16 protein-coding genes are annotated in these 20,286 nt (G+C 58.5%); 8 read left to right on the top strand and 8 right to left on the bottom strand.

Annotated elements, in window-relative coordinates; translation table 11 throughout:
• Window positions 1-123: 123 nt before the first annotated feature.
• Both V6P94_RS08160 and V6P94_RS08155 read right to left on the bottom strand, forming a co-directional pair.
• Window positions 124-2,817, bottom strand: a complete 2,694-nt coding sequence (locus V6P94_RS08160) for a Tc toxin subunit A (protein ID WP_338649204.1) — start codon at window positions 2,815-2,817, stop codon at window positions 124-126.
• Between the two features lie 342 nt (window positions 2,818-3,159).
• A complete protein-coding gene (locus V6P94_RS08155) occupies window positions 3,160-3,996 on the bottom strand; it encodes a hypothetical protein (protein WP_133075910.1) in 837 nt (278 codons plus the stop codon).
• Between the two features lie 107 nt (window positions 3,997-4,103).
• On the opposite strand from V6P94_RS08155, the gene metR reads away from it, so the two are divergent.
• Window positions 4,104-5,021 carry a transcriptional regulator MetR gene (metR, locus tag V6P94_RS08150; protein WP_133075911.1) on the top strand — a complete coding sequence of 306 codons (918 nt, stop codon included), beginning with the start codon at window positions 4,104-4,106 and terminating at the stop codon, window positions 5,019-5,021.
• Between the two features lie 113 nt (window positions 5,022-5,134).
• On the opposite strand, the gene V6P94_RS08145 is transcribed toward metR, so the two are convergent.
• Genes V6P94_RS08145 through V6P94_RS08135 form a run of 3 tightly spaced genes read right to left on the bottom strand, consistent with a single transcriptional unit; the run spans window position 5,135 to window position 6,717 of the window.
• Complete coding sequence (locus V6P94_RS08145; RefSeq protein ID WP_133075912.1) at window positions 5,135-5,647, bottom strand: GNAT family N-acetyltransferase; 513 nt, start codon at window positions 5,645-5,647, stop codon at window positions 5,135-5,137.
• A gap of 12 nt (window positions 5,648-5,659) precedes the next feature.
• Window positions 5,660-6,298, bottom strand: a complete 639-nt coding sequence (locus V6P94_RS08140) for a LysE family translocator (RefSeq protein ID WP_133075913.1) — start codon at window positions 6,296-6,298, stop codon at window positions 5,660-5,662.
• Window positions 6,298-6,717 (bottom strand): NUDIX domain-containing protein, encoded by a 420-nt coding sequence (locus V6P94_RS08135; RefSeq protein WP_133075914.1) that lies wholly within the window; start codon window positions 6,715-6,717, stop codon window positions 6,298-6,300. The genes V6P94_RS08140 and V6P94_RS08135 overlap by 1 nt, the downstream gene beginning before the upstream one ends.
• Window positions 6,718-7,040: 323 nt before the next feature.
• On the opposite strand from V6P94_RS08135, the gene V6P94_RS08130 reads away from it, so the two are divergent.
• The 3 genes from V6P94_RS08130 to V6P94_RS08120 all read left to right on the top strand — a co-directional run bounded on the left by V6P94_RS08130 (window position 7,041) and on the right by V6P94_RS08120 (window position 10,403).
• Window positions 7,041-8,660, top strand: a complete 1,620-nt coding sequence (locus V6P94_RS08130) for an FMN-binding glutamate synthase family protein (protein WP_133075915.1) — start codon at window positions 7,041-7,043, stop codon at window positions 8,658-8,660.
• A 21-nt stretch (window positions 8,661-8,681) separates the two neighbouring features.
• A complete protein-coding gene (locus V6P94_RS08125; RefSeq protein WP_133075916.1) occupies window positions 8,682-8,966 on the top strand; it encodes an antibiotic biosynthesis monooxygenase in 285 nt (94 codons plus the stop codon).
• A gap of 336 nt (window positions 8,967-9,302) precedes the next feature.
• Window positions 9,303-10,403 (top strand): OpgC domain-containing protein, encoded by a 1,101-nt coding sequence (locus tag V6P94_RS08120; protein WP_326399127.1) that lies wholly within the window; start codon window positions 9,303-9,305, stop codon window positions 10,401-10,403.
• A gap of 101 nt (window positions 10,404-10,504) precedes the next feature.
• Here the strand turns inward: V6P94_RS08120 and V6P94_RS08115 are convergent, their stop codons facing one another.
• Window positions 10,505-11,917, bottom strand: a complete 1,413-nt coding sequence (locus V6P94_RS08115) for an amino acid permease (RefSeq protein WP_133075918.1) — start codon at window positions 11,915-11,917, stop codon at window positions 10,505-10,507.
• Window positions 11,918-12,290: 373 nt separating this feature from the next.
• On the opposite strand from V6P94_RS08115, the gene V6P94_RS08110 reads away from it, so the two are divergent.
• The 3 genes from V6P94_RS08110 (at window position 12,291) to V6P94_RS08100 (ending at window position 17,013) form a co-directional block, all read left to right on the top strand.
• Complete coding sequence (locus V6P94_RS08110; protein WP_338649203.1) at window positions 12,291-15,401, top strand: transglycosylase domain-containing protein; 3,111 nt, start codon at window positions 12,291-12,293, stop codon at window positions 15,399-15,401.
• Between the two features lie 251 nt (window positions 15,402-15,652).
• Window positions 15,653-16,231: a PadR family transcriptional regulator gene (locus V6P94_RS08105; protein ID WP_326398406.1), complete on the top strand. Its 579-nt coding sequence runs from the start codon at window positions 15,653-15,655 to the stop codon at window positions 16,229-16,231.
• Window positions 16,228-17,013, top strand: a complete 786-nt coding sequence (locus V6P94_RS08100; protein ID WP_133075921.1) for a siderophore-interacting protein — start codon at window positions 16,228-16,230, stop codon at window positions 17,011-17,013. Before V6P94_RS08105 ends, V6P94_RS08100 begins: the two co-directional genes overlap by 4 nt.
• Window positions 17,014-17,131: 118 nt before the next feature.
• On the opposite strand, the gene V6P94_RS08095 is transcribed toward V6P94_RS08100, so the two are convergent.
• Together V6P94_RS08095 and V6P94_RS08090 are read right to left on the bottom strand one after the other, a co-directional pair.
• A complete protein-coding gene (locus V6P94_RS08095) occupies window positions 17,132-17,767 on the bottom strand; it encodes a Pr6Pr family membrane protein (protein WP_133075922.1) in 636 nt (211 codons plus the stop codon).
• 7 nt (window positions 17,768-17,774) lie between these two features.
• On the bottom strand, window positions 17,775-18,005 hold the full coding sequence (locus tag V6P94_RS08090) for a VF530 family DNA-binding protein (protein ID WP_019823597.1): 231 nt from the start codon (window positions 18,003-18,005) through the stop codon (window positions 17,775-17,777).
• Window positions 18,006-18,224: 219 nt separating this feature from the next.
• Between V6P94_RS08090 and V6P94_RS08085 the strand changes: the two genes are divergently transcribed.
• Entirely contained in the window at window positions 18,225-20,261 is a 2,037-nt protein-coding gene (locus tag V6P94_RS08085) for a TonB-dependent receptor domain-containing protein (protein ID WP_133075923.1), read from the top strand.
• Window positions 20,262-20,286 lie beyond the last annotated feature (25 nt).

Genomic DNA, 20,286 nt, shown 5'->3' with positions numbered 1-20,286 from the left:
AAGCCCGCGCGTGTGGGAGCGGGCTTGCTCGCGATTGGAACGCCGCGGTTTATCAGGCAAACCGCGGGTACCGGTTTTGCGACCTCCCCCCCGCGTCTGTTGTGGCAAACGGTTACTCCCGATTTAGCCGTGTGCGGCGGCGATGACTTTGGCGGCAATCACGTTGAGGCTGGACTGAGTAAGCGCGCTGGTTGCTGTTAATTGTGCGGCCCGCAATAAATCCGTCGGTGACAGGTTAAGACGCTGGCTCAATTGCATTTTTTGCAGCAGGGGCACCAGCGCTACAAAACTTTTCGGGATGCTGGTGCCCATCAACGCAAGGGTCTGGGTCACATCCCAGCCATGCAAATCGCCAAGCAACTGTGCAGCGACTTGCAGGGTCAGTGCCGGGGTTTGGTTGGCGCGCTGCAAATAGCCGCGAGCTTCGGCGACAGGTCCGATCAGTTGGCGTTGCCACTGGCGATAGCGTGACAGCGCCAGCAACAGGTTCAGGGTCAAAGGTGGGGCTGTGCTGGCGCCGGTCAGCGCCGAAGGCCTGCCCTGCGCAACCGGCATCAACAGCTCCAGGTCCTGCTCACCGAGCGGGGCCCAGATGCAGACTTGAGCGAACTGACGCAAAAGGTGTGCGTACTGCACCACCTGAGGTACGTTCTCCAGCGTGGCCAAACCCTGGCAGATACGCTCGATGTCTTCCCAGAACTTCAACAGGCTGTAGCCATTGAGCGTTGGGGCCATGTCCTTGGCCACGGCATCGACCCAGACCAGCATGGCATCGACGATGTTGGGCTTGAGGCCGAACTCGGCACCGATATGGCGTGCCAATTGCGCCCGCAATACCACGTCCTCTGCCGCCAGCAGTTGCGACGGCACGGGTTCGCGGCCGGTCAGGGTGCTGTAGATATTTTCAATAAAGGCTTGCAGCTCAGGTGTTTTCTGCACCGGATAACGCCGGCTGGTCAGGGCGATCAACTGCGCGGCATCCAGCTGTTGGGCTCGCATCCAGTCGACCAGGTAGCCGGTGCGAATCAGTATGGCCAGAGCCTTCTGGTTGGGTTTTGGCTGGGCCAGAGTGCTGACTATGGCATTGGGCTCGCCCAGCAACTCCCATAAATGCACAGCCTCAACCACCCGCAGGCCAAACACGCGAGGGATCGCCACCAGCCGGTACAACGCTGAAATCTGCTCCAGCCCCAATACTGGCAAGGTGTTGCCGACCATGCCTGGCAGGCTCTGAGCCAGCAGGACAAGGCTGGCGTCATCGATCTGCAGGCCCTGGCACAAACGGGCGCGAGCACGCAGTGAGGCCTGATCTTCGGTTGAGCGCTGGAAGTCGACATTGAGCTGACCAATCAAGTCAGTTGCGCCGAACAGACGGGTATAAAACGAGGTCTTGCCGCTGGCATTGAAGGTGTTAAGCACTCCCAGGCAAGCGGCGAAGCTGTCGACGGTCATGCCATAGCGCTGACGCAGTGGCAAATAGACCGCCAGCGCCTGCAAGGATTGCGTGAGCGGGTGAGCGCTAATATCGTCGCTGGCCTGACTGATGAACCAGTCAAGTTCTTCAAAGGACAGAACTTTCAGATGGCGTTGCAGGCGAATCAGGCGGTTTAGGCGGCCAAACGCGGCATTGCTACGATTATGGAGCAGGCTTAGTGGTGGATCGTTGATTGGCCGTGGTACTGGCTGCCCCAATGCAGCCCCGATATACCAGTAAAGCGGTTTTAACGCCTGATCACCACCACTCCAGCCATTGATGTAACGAGCACCGTAAGTTTGGGGCGTTACAATCGACGGGTTATAAAAAGGCCCCGCGCCCAACGCCTCCAAAATTGTTTCCGTTGGTAATTGAATTGCAGCCTTCAGTGTGGTCTCGAAATAAAGAAATTCAGTGGCTTGTTTCCCGTAGTACTTACCCACTGAACCGTAATTATTCGTGAAGTTTTCCGTCAGGATATTAAGCAGTTCAGGCGACATGCCCAGCGCGTCGCGCGCATAGTTCACCGGCATCCTGGTTGCCCAACTTGCCAGCGTACTATCCAGCCGCAATGCCTGATCTTCGTAATCGCCAAATACCGACCACAGTTCGGCCGGGGTAGATTTACGTGCGGCCATGCCTTGCAGGATCTGTTCGCTGGCATGGTTATACGGCAGGTTCATCGGATACAAGGAGGTGCGCAGCAATTCGTCAACATCGCCCTCTACACCAGCCTCAAGTACCTCGAGGGTCAGTACCAGGGTGCTGACTTCTTCATGCACGTTGGCTTCGCTGAGCGCCAGATTGGCCAGGTCCGGGCGCCGTCGGTTTAGCTGCAAGCCGTGGGTTTGCGGATGCAGCGGCTTGGCGGCGCGATACAGGTCGGTCAAGTAGCTGGCGGGGGAGAACAATGAGCCGACCGAGTCCGGATGAGCAAACTGGGTGCCATTGGCTGGCGCGAACCAACTGTCATAACTGCCAGTACCGCCAAGGGAACGCTGCATCCAGGCACTGTCGTATTCCACACCCAGCCTGGACACAGCCTGCATGGCCGGATCGCTGCGCGAGCACAGTTGAGCATAGAGCCGGGTCAGAGAAGCAGCACGGTCTTGCGCCTGATCATAAAAATCCACTGTTTGGTTGAGCTCAAGATTGCGCCCGGATATTTGCAGCATCTGGGTAACGGCCTCGGGGCCACTGTCTGCCACTTCAAACACCGAGCTGTAACCGGACTGTTCGAGCTCTGCTTGAAATACCTGCAGGGATTGGAGGGCAAGCAGGTCGCGTTCAGAGGTTGTGACCTCCTGCCCCTCGGTGTCCGGATCCCTTTCGGGTTCAGACACCTCGCCCTCGCTGGGTCCGGTCTCATCTGCCAGGCCAGCTGGCGGGGGGGGTGGAGCCGTCTGAAGTGTTTTGCGTTGCCATAACCATATCCTCAACTTCCGAATTGACAGGAGCCTCCCCGGCTATCCGCCAAGGCCACCGCCAGCACATCGGTTTTTTTAAGTCAGGAACTGACTCTGTTGAGGTCGATTACGCACTTGGATAGAGAAACTGCCTACTGTCAGAAATGACAGAGACGACATCCATTCATCAGAATTTTCATACGAAAAAAAGAAACATATCTGACGTTAGAAGAGAGGGAGAAACAGCTACAAGCCCCGGCTTGTAGCTTGAAATGCTCTTTAAGCGGCTTGCGAATGCACCTGCCGCGCAGCCGCCAGCCTGTTGATCAGCGCTACTTCTGCCACGGCCCAGCTGCGGGTTTTGAGGGCGCAATCGGGGTTGACCCACAGGTTGTCACCCAAACGCTCCCGGGCTTCTTGCAATTGCACCAGGGTATTTTCAAGGTCGCAGCGCGATACGTTGCGACCGTTGACCAGGCCCAGGGACAGCACTTTGTAAGTCGGCAAACGATCCAGGATTGCATGCAACGGGTCGGGAGCGCGCACCAGATCCACGTGCAACCCGTCCACCGGCAAGCCAACGGCCAGGCCGAGGTTGCCTTCAAGGCCGCTGAAGTAAGTGGCAACCAGCTTTTTCAGCGGCGAGTATTGAAGAATGTGATAAGCGCGCTCAAAGGCGCTTTTCCATTCCTGTGGCAAGTCCAGCGACAGGATCGGCTCGTCGATCTGTACCCATTCCACGCCCTGCTCAGCCAGGCGGGAAAGGGTTTGGGCGTACACCGGCAGCAGGTTTTCCAGCAGGTCGAGCGTGTTGAATTCGTTACCCTTGGCCTTGCCCAGCCACAGGTAGGACAGTGGACCGAGTATGACGGGCTTGACCTTGTGGCCCTGCGCCAGTGCTTGGGCGGTCTCTTCAAACAACGGGTCCCAGTTCAGCTCAAAGTGCTGGTCCAGGCTGAATTCCGGTGCCAGGCAGTACTGTCTGGCACGCAACGGGTGACCCACGCTGTGCAGTGCCGCCTGAACACTGTCGCCTTTGCAGTAGGCTTCGAGTGCTTTTTTCGGATCGCCGTCTGCGCCAATGCCGGGGAAACCAAGAGTGTGGGCCAGAGCCATGACAGCATTCCTTCGTGTAAGTAATGGCTCTATTATCGACACCCGCCTAAACATGAGACAAACTCAATGTTTTCGTGTTGAACATCAAATCTACTCATGGAGCCACTGTGCTGGAAATTCGTCACCTCAAAACCCTGCACGCGTTGCGCGAGTCAGACAGCCTGGTCGAAGCGGCAGAGCGCCTGCACCTGACTCAGTCCGCTTTATCTCACCAATTCAAAGAACTGGAAGAGCGCATGGGCATGCCGCTCTTTGTGCGTAAAACCAAACCGGTTCGCTTCACCAGCGGCGGCTTGCGCCTGCTGCAACTGGCCGATGCCATGCTGCCACTGCTGCGCGGCGCAGAGCGGGATATCGCCCGTCTGGTCGGCGGTACGGCCGGGCGTCTGCACATGGCGATTGAGTGCCATAGCTGCTTCCAATGGCTGATGCCCACCATCGATCAGTTCCGTGATGCCTGGCCCGAGGTCGAGCTGGACCTGGCCTCCGGCTTTGCTTTCGCACCGCTGCCGGCACTGGCACGGGGTGATCTGGATTTGGTGGTGACTTCAGACCCGCAGGAAATTGCCGGCCTGACCTATGTACCGTTGTTTACCTACGAAGCCATGCTGGCCGTGGCCAACCAGCATCCGCTGGCCAACAAACCGTTTATCGTGCCGGAGGATCTGAGCAGCGAGATTTTGATCACCTACCCGGTGGAGCGTGATCGGCTCGATATCTTTACCCGCTTTCTGGAACCTGCCGACGTCGAACCCGCTCAGGTACGCACCTCGGAGCTGACGGTCATGATGATGCAACTGGTCGCCAGCGGCCGAGGCGTCTGCGGGATGCCGCACTGGGCGCTGCATGAATACAGCTCGCGGGGTTATGTGAAGGCCAAGCGCCTTGGCGAGAAGGGGTTGTTTGCCACGCTGTACGCCGGGATTCGCGCCGACATGCTGGATGCACCGTACATGCGCGACTTTTTGCTGACGGCCAAAGACACGTCGTTCTCGACCCTGGACGGGGTGAGCGCGGTGCGATAAGGGCCGCAGGACCTTCAATGTTGTTCACTCAAGGGATTTCTGCCTCTGTGGGAGCAGCATTGCTCTTAAGTGAACAGCATTCCCTCTCAGCCTTCTGCAGCGGCTACACGGTTTCAGATGTCTTCGACGTTCACCAGCCGGCGCATATGCACCCGGTCGTAATACGCCTCACCCACCCGAATCGCGCAGTCTTCCAACCCCGACTGCTCGAATCCGCACCGCGTGTACAACGCCAGCGCAGCATCACTGCCGGCGCTGACGGTCAGCTCAATCACCTTGGTATCAGGCTCTTGCTCGGCCAGTGACAGCACGGCCTGTACCAAATGCTCACCCAGCCCTTGCCCACGAAAATCCCCGGACACATACAAGCCAAACAACGTGGCCTTGTGCCGGGCATCTTCCCAGGGTTCGAACGCCAGGCCGACAATCCCCACCAGCCGGGAATCGACAAAAGCACCAAACAGGGCGCTCAGTTCATCGTCCAATTTGGCTTCCCACCAGCTCAGCGGCAATTTCTCACGCTGGGCGATGGTGGATACAAAAGCCTCGGGGTGCAGCGCGTAAGCCTCAAGCATCAACTGGCGATAGGCCTTGGCGTTTGAGGGTTCAAGCAGTTCTATAGCCATTACAGGTCCAGGTCATACGGTTTTACGTTGTTCCAGCATAAGCCTCACTGCCAGTGCAGCCAGCACACAGCCCATCACATAGCGCTGCACTGCCAGCCACAACGGATTACGCACAAACCACACGGCAATGCCGCTGGCGAACAGCGCAATCAGCAAGTTAACCGTGAAACTGACGCTGATTTGCGTCAGGCCCAATACGATACTCTGAGTGAACACCGAACCGTGCTCCGGGTTGATGAACTGCGGGAAAACCGACAGGTAGAACACCGCTACCTTGGGGTTCAGCACGCTGGTCATGAACCCCATCAGCACCAATCTTGACGATGAGTCCGGCGCCAGCTCCCGGGCTTCAAACGGTGACCGGGCACCGGGCCGCACCGCTTGCCAGGCCATCCACAGCAGGTACAGGGCCCCTGCCCACTTGAGTGCTTCATAGGCCATTGGCACCGCCAGAAACACAGCCGTCAGGCCCGCGGCGGCGGCAAACATATGCACAAAGAACCCCGCCACAACCCCGAGCAAAGACGTGACCCCGGCCTGGCGCCCCTGGCAGATGGAGCGCGAAATCAGGTAAATCATGTTCGGCCCCGGCGTTAGCACCATCAGCAGGCAGGCCGCGGCAAAAATCAGCAGGTCATGGGCTGGAATCATCAGGCAGTCCTGGTCAGCAACGCATTGCGATAAAACGGCAAGACCAGATCGCGAGTCAGGGGCGCCAAGACCAGGCCACCATCCCCCTGCGGATCGATCCACTGCACTTCTTCAATTTCCGCGGCAGGGGTGACCGGCTCGCTGATATGCAGCAAAAACAGCTCGGCCTGCACCTCAAAGCCCGGTTCGTTGACCGCCGGGGCCGCGAAATGGCCCAGCCAGGTGGCGGTGGCCGGATCAATCACCAAAGCCAACTCTTCTTCCAGCTCTCGGGCCAATGCCGTAACAGGTTGTTCGTGGACTTCGATCTTGCCGCCGGGCTGCATGAACGCCTGGGTGCCGCGCTTGCGCACCAGCAGGGTTTGGCCATCAGGGCCGATCAATACCGCAGCAGCAATACGAATGATGTTGGATGTCATGGGTTCTGGAGAGGTCACGTTCAGGGGCCGACACGATAAAAGGTGCGCGCAGGATCACACGAGCCGGCAAACCTGAAAATATACAGATGTCATTTTTACCCGAGCCTTCTGTATGAAATGCCCGACTTTGGTAGGGATGCTGCCGCAAAGGAAATCCCGTTCAATGAATATTCAGACAGGGAGTTGGCATTTGCGTGATGGATGACCAACACTCCCCTGCAAACCTCCGACTCAAAGAGAGGGTTCTATTGTCCTTTTTCTGTTCTCGACCTTTTGAGGCGCAACCGCCTGAGGGAACAGATCAGCCTGAAACAGGAAACCGTATGAGCCTGTCACTGTTAAGCCGTTATGCGTTTTTTGCATGTTGCGTCATTTTCACCCTCGCCAGCCTGCCGTTCATGCACCATGAATGGTTATGGCCCTTTACTGCCGTCACCCTGGCGTTAAGCCTGCTGGGAATTTTTGACCTGCTGCAAAGCCCCCACGCCGTGCGCCGCAACTACCCGATCCTGGGCAACATTCGCTATCTGGTGGAGGCCATTCGCCCGGAAATCCGCCAATACCTGCTGGAATCTGACAGCGACGCGCTGCCCTTCTCACGCTCTCAACGCTCGCTGGTGTACTCACGGGCCAAGAATGAAAGTGCCGACAAACCCTTCGGCACATTGGTGGACGTGTATCAGCCAGGCTTTGAATTTATCGGCCACTCCATGCGCCCGGCCCCGCTGACCGACCCCAGCAGCTTTCGAATCGTGGTGGGCGGCCCGCAATGCAGCCAGCCGTATTCGGCGTCGATCTTCAACATTTCGGCCATGAGTTTTGGCTCTCTGAGCGCCAATGCCATCCGCGCCCTCAATCAGGGTGCAAAGCTCGGTAACTTTGCCCACGACACGGGGGAAGGCAGTATCAGCTCCTATCACCGTGAGAACGGTGGCGACTTGACGTGGGAGCTGGGCAGTGGCTACTTCGGCTGCCGCACCTCGGACGGGCGATTCGACCCTGAACGTTTTGCCGCCCAGGCCCGAACGCCACAAGTGCGGATGATCGAAATCAAGATGAGCCAGGGCGCCAAACCGGGCCACGGCGGTATTCTGCCCAAGCACAAAGTGACCCTGGAAATCGCCGAAACACGCGGTGTACCCATGGGCGAAGACTGCATCTCACCTTCGCGTCACAGCGCGTTTTCGACGCCCATCGAACTGATGCTCTTTATCGCGCAGTTGCGTGAGTTGTCTGGTGGCAAACCTGTCGGCTTCAAGTTCTGCCTGGGCCATCCGTGGGAGTTCATGGGCATCGCCAAGGCCATGCTCGAAACGGGCATCCTGCCGGACTTTATCGTGATCGATGGCAAGGAAGGCGGCACAGGCGCCGCACCCGTGGAGTTCACCGACCATATCGGCGCACCGCTGCGCGAGGGTTTGCTGTTCGTGCACAACACCCTGGTGGGCCTGAATCTGCGGGACAAGATCAAGCTGGGTGCCAGTGGCAAGATTGTCAGCGCCTTCGACATTGCCAGCGTACTGGCCATTGGTGCCGACTGGGCCAACTCGGCGCGGGGTTTTATGTTCGCCATTGGCTGCATTCAATCGCAGTCCTGCCATACCAACAAATGCCCCACCGGCGTGGCCACCCAGGACACGTTGCGCCAGCGGGCGCTTGTGGTGCCGGACAAGGCCCAGCGGGTTTTTCAGTTCCACCGCAACACCCTCAAGGCCCTGGCCGAAATGCTGGCCGCGGCAGGTCTGGAACACCCGGCGCAACTCAAGGCCAAGCACTTGGTGCGACGCATGTCCGCGACCGAAATCAAACTGTTCTCGCAACTGCATGTGTTCCTCAAGCCCGGCGAATTGCTCACCGGAGAGGTCAATGGCGAGTTCTATTCACGCATGTGGCAAATGGCACGGGCTGACAGCTTCGAGCCCAACGAAATCGCCGCTGCCTGACGCACACAAGGACTGAGCAACATGTTGAAGGTGATCGCTGAAGACTTCATCAAGCCCGAACATCTGGAGACCGTACGCCCGTGGTACGCCGAACTGGTGGAAAAAACCCGACAGGAACCCCTGTGCATTGCCTATGACTTGTTTGTGGATCACGCGGACCCCGGGCACTTCATCTTTATCGAACAATGGCCGGATCAGGACGCACTGGATGCCCATTGCCAAAGCGAACATTTCCGCCGGCTGGTGCCATTGATCAATGCCCGTCAGTCAAAAGCCTGCACGTTTATCATGATGCAAGAGTTTTAAATAAACTCTGGCTCGATCTCGGGCTGACAGAGCCCGATCGAGCCCTGGAAACGGAGTTTTGGACGGCATTGCAAACAGCGCCTGACGCTGAAAATTTCTTCAGGGTCATTCGCAACCTCGTCAGAATAAAACCCTGAAACGTATTACCCAGAACATCCTTGATACAAAAACCCGGTAGACCATTCAAGCGAAGTGATAGCTGCTGTCAGGTCACACACGCAGCTATCCACAGCCTTTGCATTTAAACGCTATTAGCGTCACCCTGCGCGCCGCCAACAAGTGGCGTGCACTCTGAGCTGCGCCCATTTTTATTCATTTTTTCGAGTACTCGCCGTGATACTTAACGGACGCGACCACCGCATCGATTTCTTTCGCGGGCTGGCGCTGATTTTTATCTTCTGGGATCACATCCCCCACAACCCGCTGGCCGAATTGACGGTACGAAATTTCGGCCTTAGTGATGCGGCTGAGATCTTTGTATTCCTCGCCGGTTATGCCGCGGTGCTGGCCTACGGCAAAATCGCGCAACGGGATGGATTCCTGATCGCCAGCGTGAAAATCCTGCGCCGCGCCTGGGTGCTGTACGTGGTGCATATCTTCCTGCTGGCGGTGCTGATGGGCATCGTTTTTTATGCCAACAGCCACGTCGAAACCCGCGACCTGGTGCAGGAAATGGGCTTGCAATACTTCTTGAGCAACCCGCAACAGGCCCTGACCGACGAGTTGCTGCTGCGCTTCAAACCCAACCTGATGGACCCGCTTCCACTCTATATCGTGCTGTTGCTCGGGTTGCCGCTGGTATTGCCGATGCTGCTGCGCAAAGCCGTGTATGTGGTAGGCGTGTCCCTGGCGCTGTACCTGCTGGCCCCCGTCTGGAACCTGGCGGCACAGGAAGGCGGGGTGTGGTTTTTCAACCCGATGGCCTGGCAGTTCCTGTTTATCCTGGGGGGTGCTGCGGCACTTCACGGGCAGCGCGACAAGGCCCCTGAAACCCGGCCGTTATCCCGTCAGCCTGTGTTTGTGGGGGCGGCGGCCTATCTGTTGATCACCGGGTTACTGGCGCTGTCATGGAAGTGGCCGCAGTTCCACGACGCCGTCATGCCGCTCTGGCTGGGCGAGCATCTCTATCCGATCAGCAAGACCAACCTGTCGCCGGTGCGTTTGTTGCACTTTTTGGCCCTGGCTTATGTAGCGGCCAAAGTGGTGCCTCGGGGTGACTGGTTGAACAATTGGCTCACCCGTCAGACCTGCCGCATGGGCCGCTATTCGCTGGAAGTGTTCTGCCTGGGGGTGGTCCTGGCACCGCTGGCCGACATGCTCAATGCACTGGGCAGTGACGGGGTTGTGATGCAAGTGTTCAGCGCCCTGATGGGCGTGGGGATGATGGCCGTACTGGCGGCCTGGCTGGACTGGAACAAGCGCCTGTCGCGCAAATAGTGGCTGCTGATGTGGGAGCGGGCTTGCTCGCGACGGGATCCCGAGATCAGTCTGACAGACCTCGGCGTCCTCATCGCAAGCAAGCCCGCTCCCACAGGCGTTTAGTTGACCTTGGCCGGTGAGCCCTGCGTTGGCTGCAACTTGAACACATAGAACAGCACAGTCAGCAGGATCAGAAACCCGGGGCCTACAAACAAGGCGATTCGGGTTTCTTCGAAAAAGGCCATCAGACCGACCACCATCAACAAGAACGCCAACGCCGCGTACGAGCTGTAGGGGTAAAGCCACATGCGGTACTTCAGGGCGGCGGCTTCTTGCGGGCTCAGGTTCTTGCGAAAGCGCAGTTGCGCCAGCAGGATCATCAACCAGGTCCAGATCGCGCCAAAGGTCGCAATGGCTGTCACCCAGACGAACACTTTCTCGGGAGCCATGTAGTTAAGGCCTACACCCAGCAGCAGGACGGCAATCGACAGCAGCAATGCCTGACGCGGCACACCGTTTTTCGCGGTGGTGGCAAAGTTGGCAGGCGCCTGACCGTTTTGCGCCAGGCTATAGAGCATGCGACCGGTACTGAAAATGCCACCGTTGCATGACGACAGTGCTGCGGTAATCACCACGAAGTTGATGATGCCTGCCGCCGTCTTGATACCCAAGCGTTCAAAGGTCATCACAAACGGGCTGCCCGACGTGCCGATTTCGTTCCACGGGTAGATCGACAGAATCACGAACAACGCGCCGACGTAGAACAGCAGGATGCGCCAGAACACCGAGCCAATCGCACTCGGGATGGTCTTTTGCGGGTTCTTGGCTTCACCGGCAGTCAGGCCGATCATCTCGACGCCCAGGTAAGCGAACATCACCATTTGCAGGGACATCAACACACCCTGGATGCCATTGGGCAAAAAGCCGCCGTGGGTCCAGAGGTTCGAAATACCCAGCGCAACGCCGTTGTTGCCAAAGCCGAACGCGATGATGCCAATACCACCGAAGACCATCGCGATGATGGTGACGATCTTGATCAGGGCAAACCAGAACTCGAATTCACCGAACGCCTTCACCGCGATCAGGTTGATCGAGCCCATGCTGATCAGCGCCGCCAGGGCCCAGATCCAGCGTGGTACATCGGGGAACCAGACGCCCATGTACACCGCCACGGCAGTGATTTCAGCGACACAGGTCACCAGCCACAGGAACCAGTAGTTCCAGCCGGTCAGGAAACCGGCCAATGGGCCAAGATAGTCTTGGGCGTAGCGGCTGAACGAACCGGCCACAGGGTTGTGTACGGCCATTTCGCCGAGTGCACGCATGATCACCAGAATGGCCAGGCCACCGATGATGTAGGACAGCATGATGGCCGGACCGGCCATTTCAATGGCTTTGGCCGAGCCCAGAAACAGGCCTACGCCGATACAGGCGCCAAGCGCCATCAAGCGAATGTGGCGTTCGCCCAGTTCGCGTTTGAGCGGGCCGCCTTGAACGGTTTCACCGTGGGGCGGGTGGTTGCCGACTGGCATAAAAATACAACCTCATATTGTTATTGGATATGCATCAATAGAGCGCTCGAAAAGACGGGCGGGTCACCTGTCCAACCTCCTGATCAGCCCGGGCTTTGTAGGCCGTTAGACCAGAAGGGAAATGCCCTACTGAGATCGGCGGCGAGTATTGCACAGGGTTGGTGCACAGTCATTCCCCTACACAGATCGTATTTACCACTAGCAAGGGCTCTATTCCTTCGCTTTGCGTCACGCGGGACGCTTGCATCACGACAAGCCCTATCCTCTGCGGCGATAGGATTATCAGATTACCCTCACAAATTTTTCACCCGAATCCGCCAGCGTCTACGCTTCAATCAAGCGCAACCAAGATGCGTACCTGGAACTGTCGACTATGGGCGTACTGTGGAACTCAAGCTCCAGAAAAACGGCGGTGCCATCAGCAGCAATGGACAATGCTGCACCCCCGCCACCCTCGCCTGAACCCAAGCGCTATGGATGGCTCGTGTTCGGCCTAGTGGTGTTGGCAGGACTGGTTGTACTGGGGTTTGCCATTGCACAGGAGGTGCGCAGCTCCAAGCTGCAAGCCCGTGAATTCAGCCGCTTTGCCGCCTCATTGAGCTATTCGATGCATGCGGGGCCGTCCGACGCGATTCAATATCCTGGGGATGGGCCTTTCGACAAGCGTTTGGGCTACAGCGCATTAGGCGACTTCCTTCCACGCCTGCTAAAACGTGACTACGTAATCACTCAACAAAGCCGCTTTTCGCCAGAGTTACTGGGCTACAGCGAGAAAGGGTTTTTCGTACCCTATTCGGAAAAAATTCAGACAGGACTCTCGATCACCGATTGTGCGGGCAGCGCCCTGTATCAGTACAACTACCCGCAGCAGTTGTACTCAAGCTTTGCGAGCATTCCCCCGCTGGTGGTTCACAGTTTGCTGTTTATCGAAAACCGCGACCTGCTTGACCCTGCGCAGCCGCAAGCGAACCCTGCCGTGGACTGGCCGCGATTTGCCATGGCCGCTTACTCGCAGGTTGCCAAGATGCTGCATCTGCCGGGGCAGTCTGCAGGTGGCAGCACCCTGGCCACCCAACTTGAAAAATATCGTCATTCACCCGATGGACTGACGTTGTCGGGCAGCGAAAAACTGCGCCAGATGGTCTCGGCCAGCGTGCGAGCCTATCAGGACGGTCCACAGACTCTGCCCGCCCGGCAAAAGGTGGTGCGCGACTACCTCAACAGCGTGCCACTGTCGGCAGTGCCCGGTCATGGCGAAGTCCACGGCATGGCCGAAGGTTTGCGGGTGTGGTACGGCGCCGACTTCAATCAGGTCAACCAGATGCTGAGCAGTACCGCCACAGACCCAAAAAGCCTCGCTCAGAGAGGGTTGGCATTGCGCGAAGTGCTGTCACTGATGATCGCCCAGCGCAGACCCTCCCACTACCTGGCCCGAGGCCGTGACGAACTGGCGCAATTGACCGACAGCCATATACGCCTGCTGGCACAAAACAATGTGATTGATCCGGCACTCACTGAAGCCGCACTGGCCAGCCACGTGACCTACCGCGATTGGGCCCTGGCGCCGACGATGCAACCGAACGAAACCAACAAGGGCATCAGCGTGGCCCGCAGCCGCCTTTCAGTGCTGCTCAAGCGTCCGCTGTATGACCTTGACCGTCTGGACCTGTCTGCCACCAGTACCTTGCAAGGCGATCTGCAACGTCAGGTCAGTGAGTATCTGCGTCAACTGGCAGACCCGGCCTTTGCCGCAAAGATCGGCCTGCTTGGCCCCTACCTGTTGACCCCCACCAGCACCGCGCAAGTGCGTTACAGCTTTACCTTGTTCGAACTCACTCCGGACGGTGCGCGAGCACGGGTGCAAACCGACAGCACCGACCAGCCTTTCGACATCAACGAAGGCAGCAAACTGGAACTGGGCTCAACGGCCAAACTGCGAGTCCTGACCACCTACCTGCAAATCATTTCAGAACTGCATGATCGCTATGCCAGCCAGCCCGGCGTCGTCTTGAGAAAAATCCCGATCACCGATCAAGACCCCCTGACCCGTTGGGCACTGGGTTACCTGATCGAAAAACCGGGCTCAACCCTTGCGCCAATGCTCGATGCAGCACTCAACCGCCAATACTCCGCCAACCCCGGTGAAGGCTTTTTTACCGGCGGCGGCATGCATCACTTCCACAACTTCCGCAGCCAGGACAACAACCGGACGGCGACGCTGCGCGACTCGATACGTGAGTCGATCAACCTGCCTTTTGTGCGCCTGATGCGTGATGTGGTGCGCTACACCAGCTACCAGTCGCCCAGCAACAACGTCGAGTTGCTGCGCGATGACAGCAACCCGCTTCGCCAGGAGTATCTGAGCCGCTTCGCCGACCGTGAAGGCACGACATTCATGCTCAAGTTCTGGAAAAAATACCGGGGCAAAGACTCCAAGGCCCGCCTCGACACCTTCCTGGACAGCATGCACCCCACCGCCATCAGAATGGCGGCCGTGCATCGTTATCTGTTCCCGAACTCAGACCAGGCCACCTTCAACCGCTTTGTGCGCTCCCATTTGAGCAGCGACAAAATCACCGATGAGCGGCTGACCAAGCTGTATGAGGGCTACGGCCCCGGTGCCTATAACCTGCCTGACCAGGGCTATATCGCCAAAGTCCATCCACTGGATCTGTGGTTGCTGGGGTATTTGCTCAATAACCCGCAGGCAACCTTCCAGCAAGCCGTCGGCGCCAGCGAGCACGAACGTCAGGAAGTTTACAGTTGGCTGTTCAAAAGCCGGCACAAGAGCGCCCGTGACAGCCGCATCCGCACCATGCTGGAAATCGAAGCTTTCCTGGACATCCATCAACGCTGGCAAAAAGTCGGTTACCCGTTCGACCATCTGGTGCCCTCCCTTGCCACCGCGCTGGGCAGTTCCGGGGATCGCCCGGCGGCACTTTCCGAACTGATGGGCATCATTCTTAACGATGGCGTGCGTTTGCCGGTGTTGCGCATTGATACCCTGCATTTCGCCGCCGATACCCCCTATGAAACCCGCCTGATCAACGACCCGGACAAAGGCGTGCGGGTCATGCCCAGCGAAGTCGCCACGGCCCTGCGCGAAGCCTTGTCCCAAGTGGTGGATGCCGGCACTGCGCGCCGGGTCTCGGGCAGTTTCAAGCTTGATGACGGCTCACCGCTGGCCATGGGCGGCAAGACCGGCACCGGCGACAACCGTATCGAAAGCATGGGGGCGGGTGGACGGATTCTCAGTTCCAAGTCGATCAACCGCACAGCGACCTTCGTGTTTTATATCGGCGAGCATCACTTCGGCACCCTGACTGCCTTCGTTCCGGGGCGCTCGGCCGAGGCGTTCAAATTCACCTCCGCACTGCCGGTGCAAGTGCTCAAGGGCATGGCACCGATCCTCACGCCCTATCTGCAACCGGGTACCAACACCTTGTGCCTGGCGCCAGCGTCGATACAAACCGCAGCGAAATAGCAAAACACCGCGGCCTGTCTGGCAAAACGGGCTGATGCCATCGCGGGCAAGCCCGCTCCCACATTGTTCTGTGACACCCCCTCAAAGGGTGTGAAAACCACAGCACTGTGGGAGCGGGCTTGCTCGCGATGGGGTCCGTGTGAACAAGAATCCTGTCGACCGATGAGAATCATTACCGTTCGTCGAGTGAGTTTTTACATTTCTTAAGATATATCTTAAGTTGTATCTAACTTAACGAGAGCGAAGAGAAAATGAGCGAACATCATCCCCACCACCGCGAACATGGCGCGGGTCAAGACGGCTTCGAGAAACGCACCGGTCGCGAACGCGGCGGACGCGGACCCCGAGTATTCGCCCCAGGCGATTTGAAATTACTGCTGTTGGCACTGATTGCCGAACAGCCTTGCCACGGCTACGACCTTATCCGCCAGATCGAAGGCTTATTCGACGGCGCGTACAGCCCGAGCCCCGGCGTGATCTACCCCACCCTGACCTTCCTTGAAGAAAGCGAACTGATTCAGGGCGACGCTGAGGGTGGGAAAAAACGCTACTGCGTGACCGACCTTGGTCGCCAGTCCCTGAGTGATCAAGCCATTGCCCTGGACGGCGTGCGCATGCGCATCGATGTCAGCAAGCGCTCTTTGCGCGGCCATGATCGACCCGCCGAGATTCACGAGGCTGTACACAACCTGCGCCATGCCTTGCAGATGCACCATGGTCGCTGGAGCCCCGAAGAAATCCTGCGGGTACGGGACTTACTCAACAACACCGCCAAAGCCATTGTCGATGGCCCTGTCACTGCCCAGCCTGCACAGGAGAACGCTAAATGAATGCCGCTACTCCCCAGACCATTCACCGTGTCATGCATGAAATAAAACGCCGCAAGCTTGAAGTGCTACGGGTCGTCGACCTGACCCCGCGCATGCGCCGTATTACCCTGGGTGGACCAGAGCTGGCGGGCTTCATCAGTCTTGGCAGCGACGATCACGTAAAGCTGTTTTTCCCGCAAACCGAGCAAGAGCTGGCAGCGCTGGAAAATCTGGAATTGAGTGCCGGTCTGAAAGGCAGCGTCATGGCGCCGATGCGCGACTACACCCCGCGCCGCTATGACTTGAGCACCTTTGAACTGGACATCGACTTTGTACTGCACGGTGACGGCCCCGCTGCCACCTGGGCCGCTCAGGCCGAGCCTGGTCAGTACCTGCATATCGGCGGCCCAAGAGGCTCGATGGTAGTGCCGGACATCTTCGACAGTTATGTGCTGATCGGTGACGAAACCGCACTGCCTGCCATCGCCCGCCGACTGGAAGAGCTGCCCGCCAATCGCCGCGCCTTAGTGGTGGTCGAGGTGGAAAACGCCCTTGAGGAGCAGCCCCTGCACAGTGCCGCGTCGGTCGAGGTGATCTGGGTACATCGCGATGTGCCTGGGCAGGACGTGCTCAAGACGGTTGCCGGGTTAAGCATGCCTTCAGGTGAGCTCTACACCTGGGTTGCGACCGAAAGCGCGTTGTCGCGCAAGGTTCGCCGGGTACTGCTCGATACCCACGGTTTGAACGAAGAGTTCGTCAAGGCCGTGGGGTATTGGCGCCTGGAAGGTGGTGCTGAAGAGTAGGCCTCACGGCAAAATTCGGTGGGAGCGGGCTTGCTCGCGATGCTAGCAACGGGGTTTGTCTGACCCGCCTGGTGAGGCTATCGCGAGCAAGCCCGCTCCCACAAAAGCCAGGCCGGGATCAGGCCCGCTGGCCCCTGTAACGGTCCACTGCCACCACCGCCAGCGCGACCGCAACAAATCCTGCCAGAATCCCGCCTGCATTGATAAACGCTTGCCCGTAGCCCAATTTCTCGACATCGATAAACGGATACGGGTACACACCCAACAGGTGCCCGCGCAGCAGGATGTAAGCGAAATACAGGACCGGGTACAGCATCCAGAGCCCTATATGGCTCACCCGCAACACCCCTTTCGGCACGTAAAACCACCAGTACAACGCAAACAGCACCGGCATCACGTCATGCAATAGTTCATTGGCCAACCATTGCCAGCCTTCAGGCTGCCAGAGCTGGCGCAGCAACAGGCTATATGCCGCCCCCACTACGATAATGCTGACGGCAATGCCGCTACTGACCCACGGCTGCAAGAAAAACGTCCTGCCCTTTGAGCTGCGGGCGTCTGCGGCATACGTCAACACGCAGGCGGCAAGGGTGTTGGTCAAAATGGTGAAAAAGCTGTAATAGCTCACCAGCCCGCCTACCACATTCGCTCCGCTCATCCAGCGGGCGAACAGCACCAGCTCAAGCTGAATGGCCAGGCCGCTCCAGCCCAGGATTGCCATCACGGTGCACAGCGTGCGTGACGCGACACTCATTGGCCGATCAAATTTCGCGTTTGGTACGGGCATATTTCACGTACAGCTTCTCGACCTTTTCCCGCGCCCACGGGGTTTTACGCAAGAACGTCAGGCTCGACTTGATGCTCGGGTCGCTCTTGAAGCAACGAATATCAATACGCTCGGCCAGCCCTTCCCACTCGTAATGCGCCACCAGCGCAGTGAGGATCTGTTCCAGCGTCACGCCGTGCAATGGGTTGTTGTTGGATTCAGTCATGCCGGGCCTTTAAAGCAATAGAGAGAAAGCCGCGCACCTTAGCCGAGCACCTGCTCAGGGGGAAGTGCATTCGGTACGGAGCAAGTCTAGCCGTGACCCGGCACCCAAATGAAAGTTCCGCTTGGACACCATTAAAGTGATGTTATATTGTAACTATAGCTTTCACTTCAAAGAGCGCTCAGCGCCGCTTTCATTCGTCACCTTGCCAAGGAACTTGCAATGTCCTCCCCTGCCTTCCCACGTCATCTACGACGTCTTCACCTGACACCGCTCGCCACCGCACTGCTGCTCGCCTCCCCTGCCTATGCCCTCGAACTGCAACCGCAGGTCATTACCGGCAACCCGTTGGGCAACAGCCAATCAGCGTCACCCACCACGGTGCTCGAAGGCGACGATCTGACCTTGCAACAGCAAGGCAGCCTGGGCGAAACCCTCAATAAACAGCCGGGTGTTTCTTCTTCCTACTTCGGCCCCGGCGCCAGCCGCCCGATCATTCGGGGGCTGGATGGCGACCGCATTCGCATCCTGCGCAATGGCGTTGGTGCATTGGATGCCTCGTCACTGTCTTACGATCACGCGGTGCCACTGGACCCGGTCAACGTTGAGCGCATCGAAATCGTGCGCGGCCCGGCGGCCTTGCTGTACGGCGGCAACGCCATCGGCGGCGTGGTCAACACCTTCGACAACCGCATCCCCACCGAAGCCATCGAAGGCATTCACGGCGCGGGCGAACTGCGCTACGGCGGCGCAGCCACCACCCGCAGCAGTGCCGGCAAACTGGAAGCCGGTGATGGCACCTTCGCCCTGCACCTGGATGCCAACGCTCGCGAATTCAATGACCTGAAAATCCCGGGTTATGCCCGTAGCCGTCATGCACCCGAAAGCGAAGATGGCGTCGAAAAGAAAGGTCGTTTAGGCAACAGCAACGGCCGCCAGGACGGCGGCGCAGTGGGCGGTTCCTACACGTGGGATGATGGCTACGCAGGTCTGTCCTACAGCACTTACGACGCCAACTACGGCTCACCGGCCGAGCAGGACGTGCGTATCCGCATGAAACAGGATCACTACGCGTTCGCCTCCGAGATACGCAACCTGCAGGGCCCTTTCAGCTCGCTGAAACTGGATGCCGGCTACACCGATTACGAGCACCGCGAAATCGAAGGCGGCGAAGTCGGTACCACGTTCAAGAACAAGGGCTACGAAGCCCGCGTCGAAGCCCGCCATGTGCCGATCGGCCCGCTGGAAGGGGTGGTCGGCGCACAGGTCAATCGCAACGAGTTCTCGGCCCTGGGCGAAGAAGCCTTCGTGCCGCAGACCGATACCAACAGCGGCGCGCTGTTTATTCTCGAAGAGCTGCAAGCCACCGAGCGACTGAAACTCAGCCTCGGCGGGCGCCTGGAGCGCACCGTGGTCGACCCGGATGCCAAGGGCAATGAGCGCTTTTCTGCGGCCGACCGCTCCAAAAGTTTCACCGCAGGCAGCCTGTCTTCAGGCGCTGTGTACACCCTTACCCCTGTCTGGTCGCTGGCCGCCACCCTGGGCTACACCGAACGTGCCCCGACGTTTTATGAGCTGTACGCCAATGGCGCCCACGTCGCCACCGGCACCTATGAAGTGGGCAGTGCCACTCTGTCGAAGGAAAAAGCCGTGTCCAGCGATCTGGCACTGCGCTTTGACAATGGCACCCACAAGGGCAGCGTTGGCGTTTTCTACAGCCACTTCTCCAACTACATCGGCCTGCTGGGCACAGGTCGTACGCTGAATGACGAAGGAGAACCCGACGCCGATGGTATTCCGGAATACACCTATTCCGGAGTTCGGGCACGCTTCACAGGCTTTGAAGCCAAAGATCACTGGAAGCTGGGTGAAAGCGCCTACGGCAAATTTGCTTTGGAGCTGTCCGGTGACTACACCCGGGCCATCAACCTCGACACAGGCGAAGCGTTGCCCCGTATTGCCCCGCTGCGCCTGAGCAGTGGCCTGCTATGGGAACTTGACCGCTGGCAGGCGCGTATTGACGTCGAGCACGCCAGTAATCAGGGCCGTGTGCCAGCCAACGAATCGGGGACCGATGGCTACACAACCCTGGGCGCCAGCGCCGGTTATCACTTCGATGTGGGCAGCAGTCAGTGGCTGGCGTTCGTCAAAGGCGACAACCTGACCAACCAGACCGTGCGCTATGCCAGCTCGATTTTGCGCGACATAGCACCCGCCCCCGGGCGCGGTATCGAGGTCGGCCTGCGCACCACGTTCTAAGCAAGCAACTCCCAGCACACGACAC

Origin of the sequence: Pseudomonas sp. ML2-2023-3 (assembly GCF_037055275.1) — a bacterium.
Classification (GTDB): Bacteria; Pseudomonadota; Gammaproteobacteria; order Pseudomonadales; family Pseudomonadaceae; genus Aquipseudomonas.
This window is presented reverse-complemented; position numbering and strand designations above follow the sequence as displayed.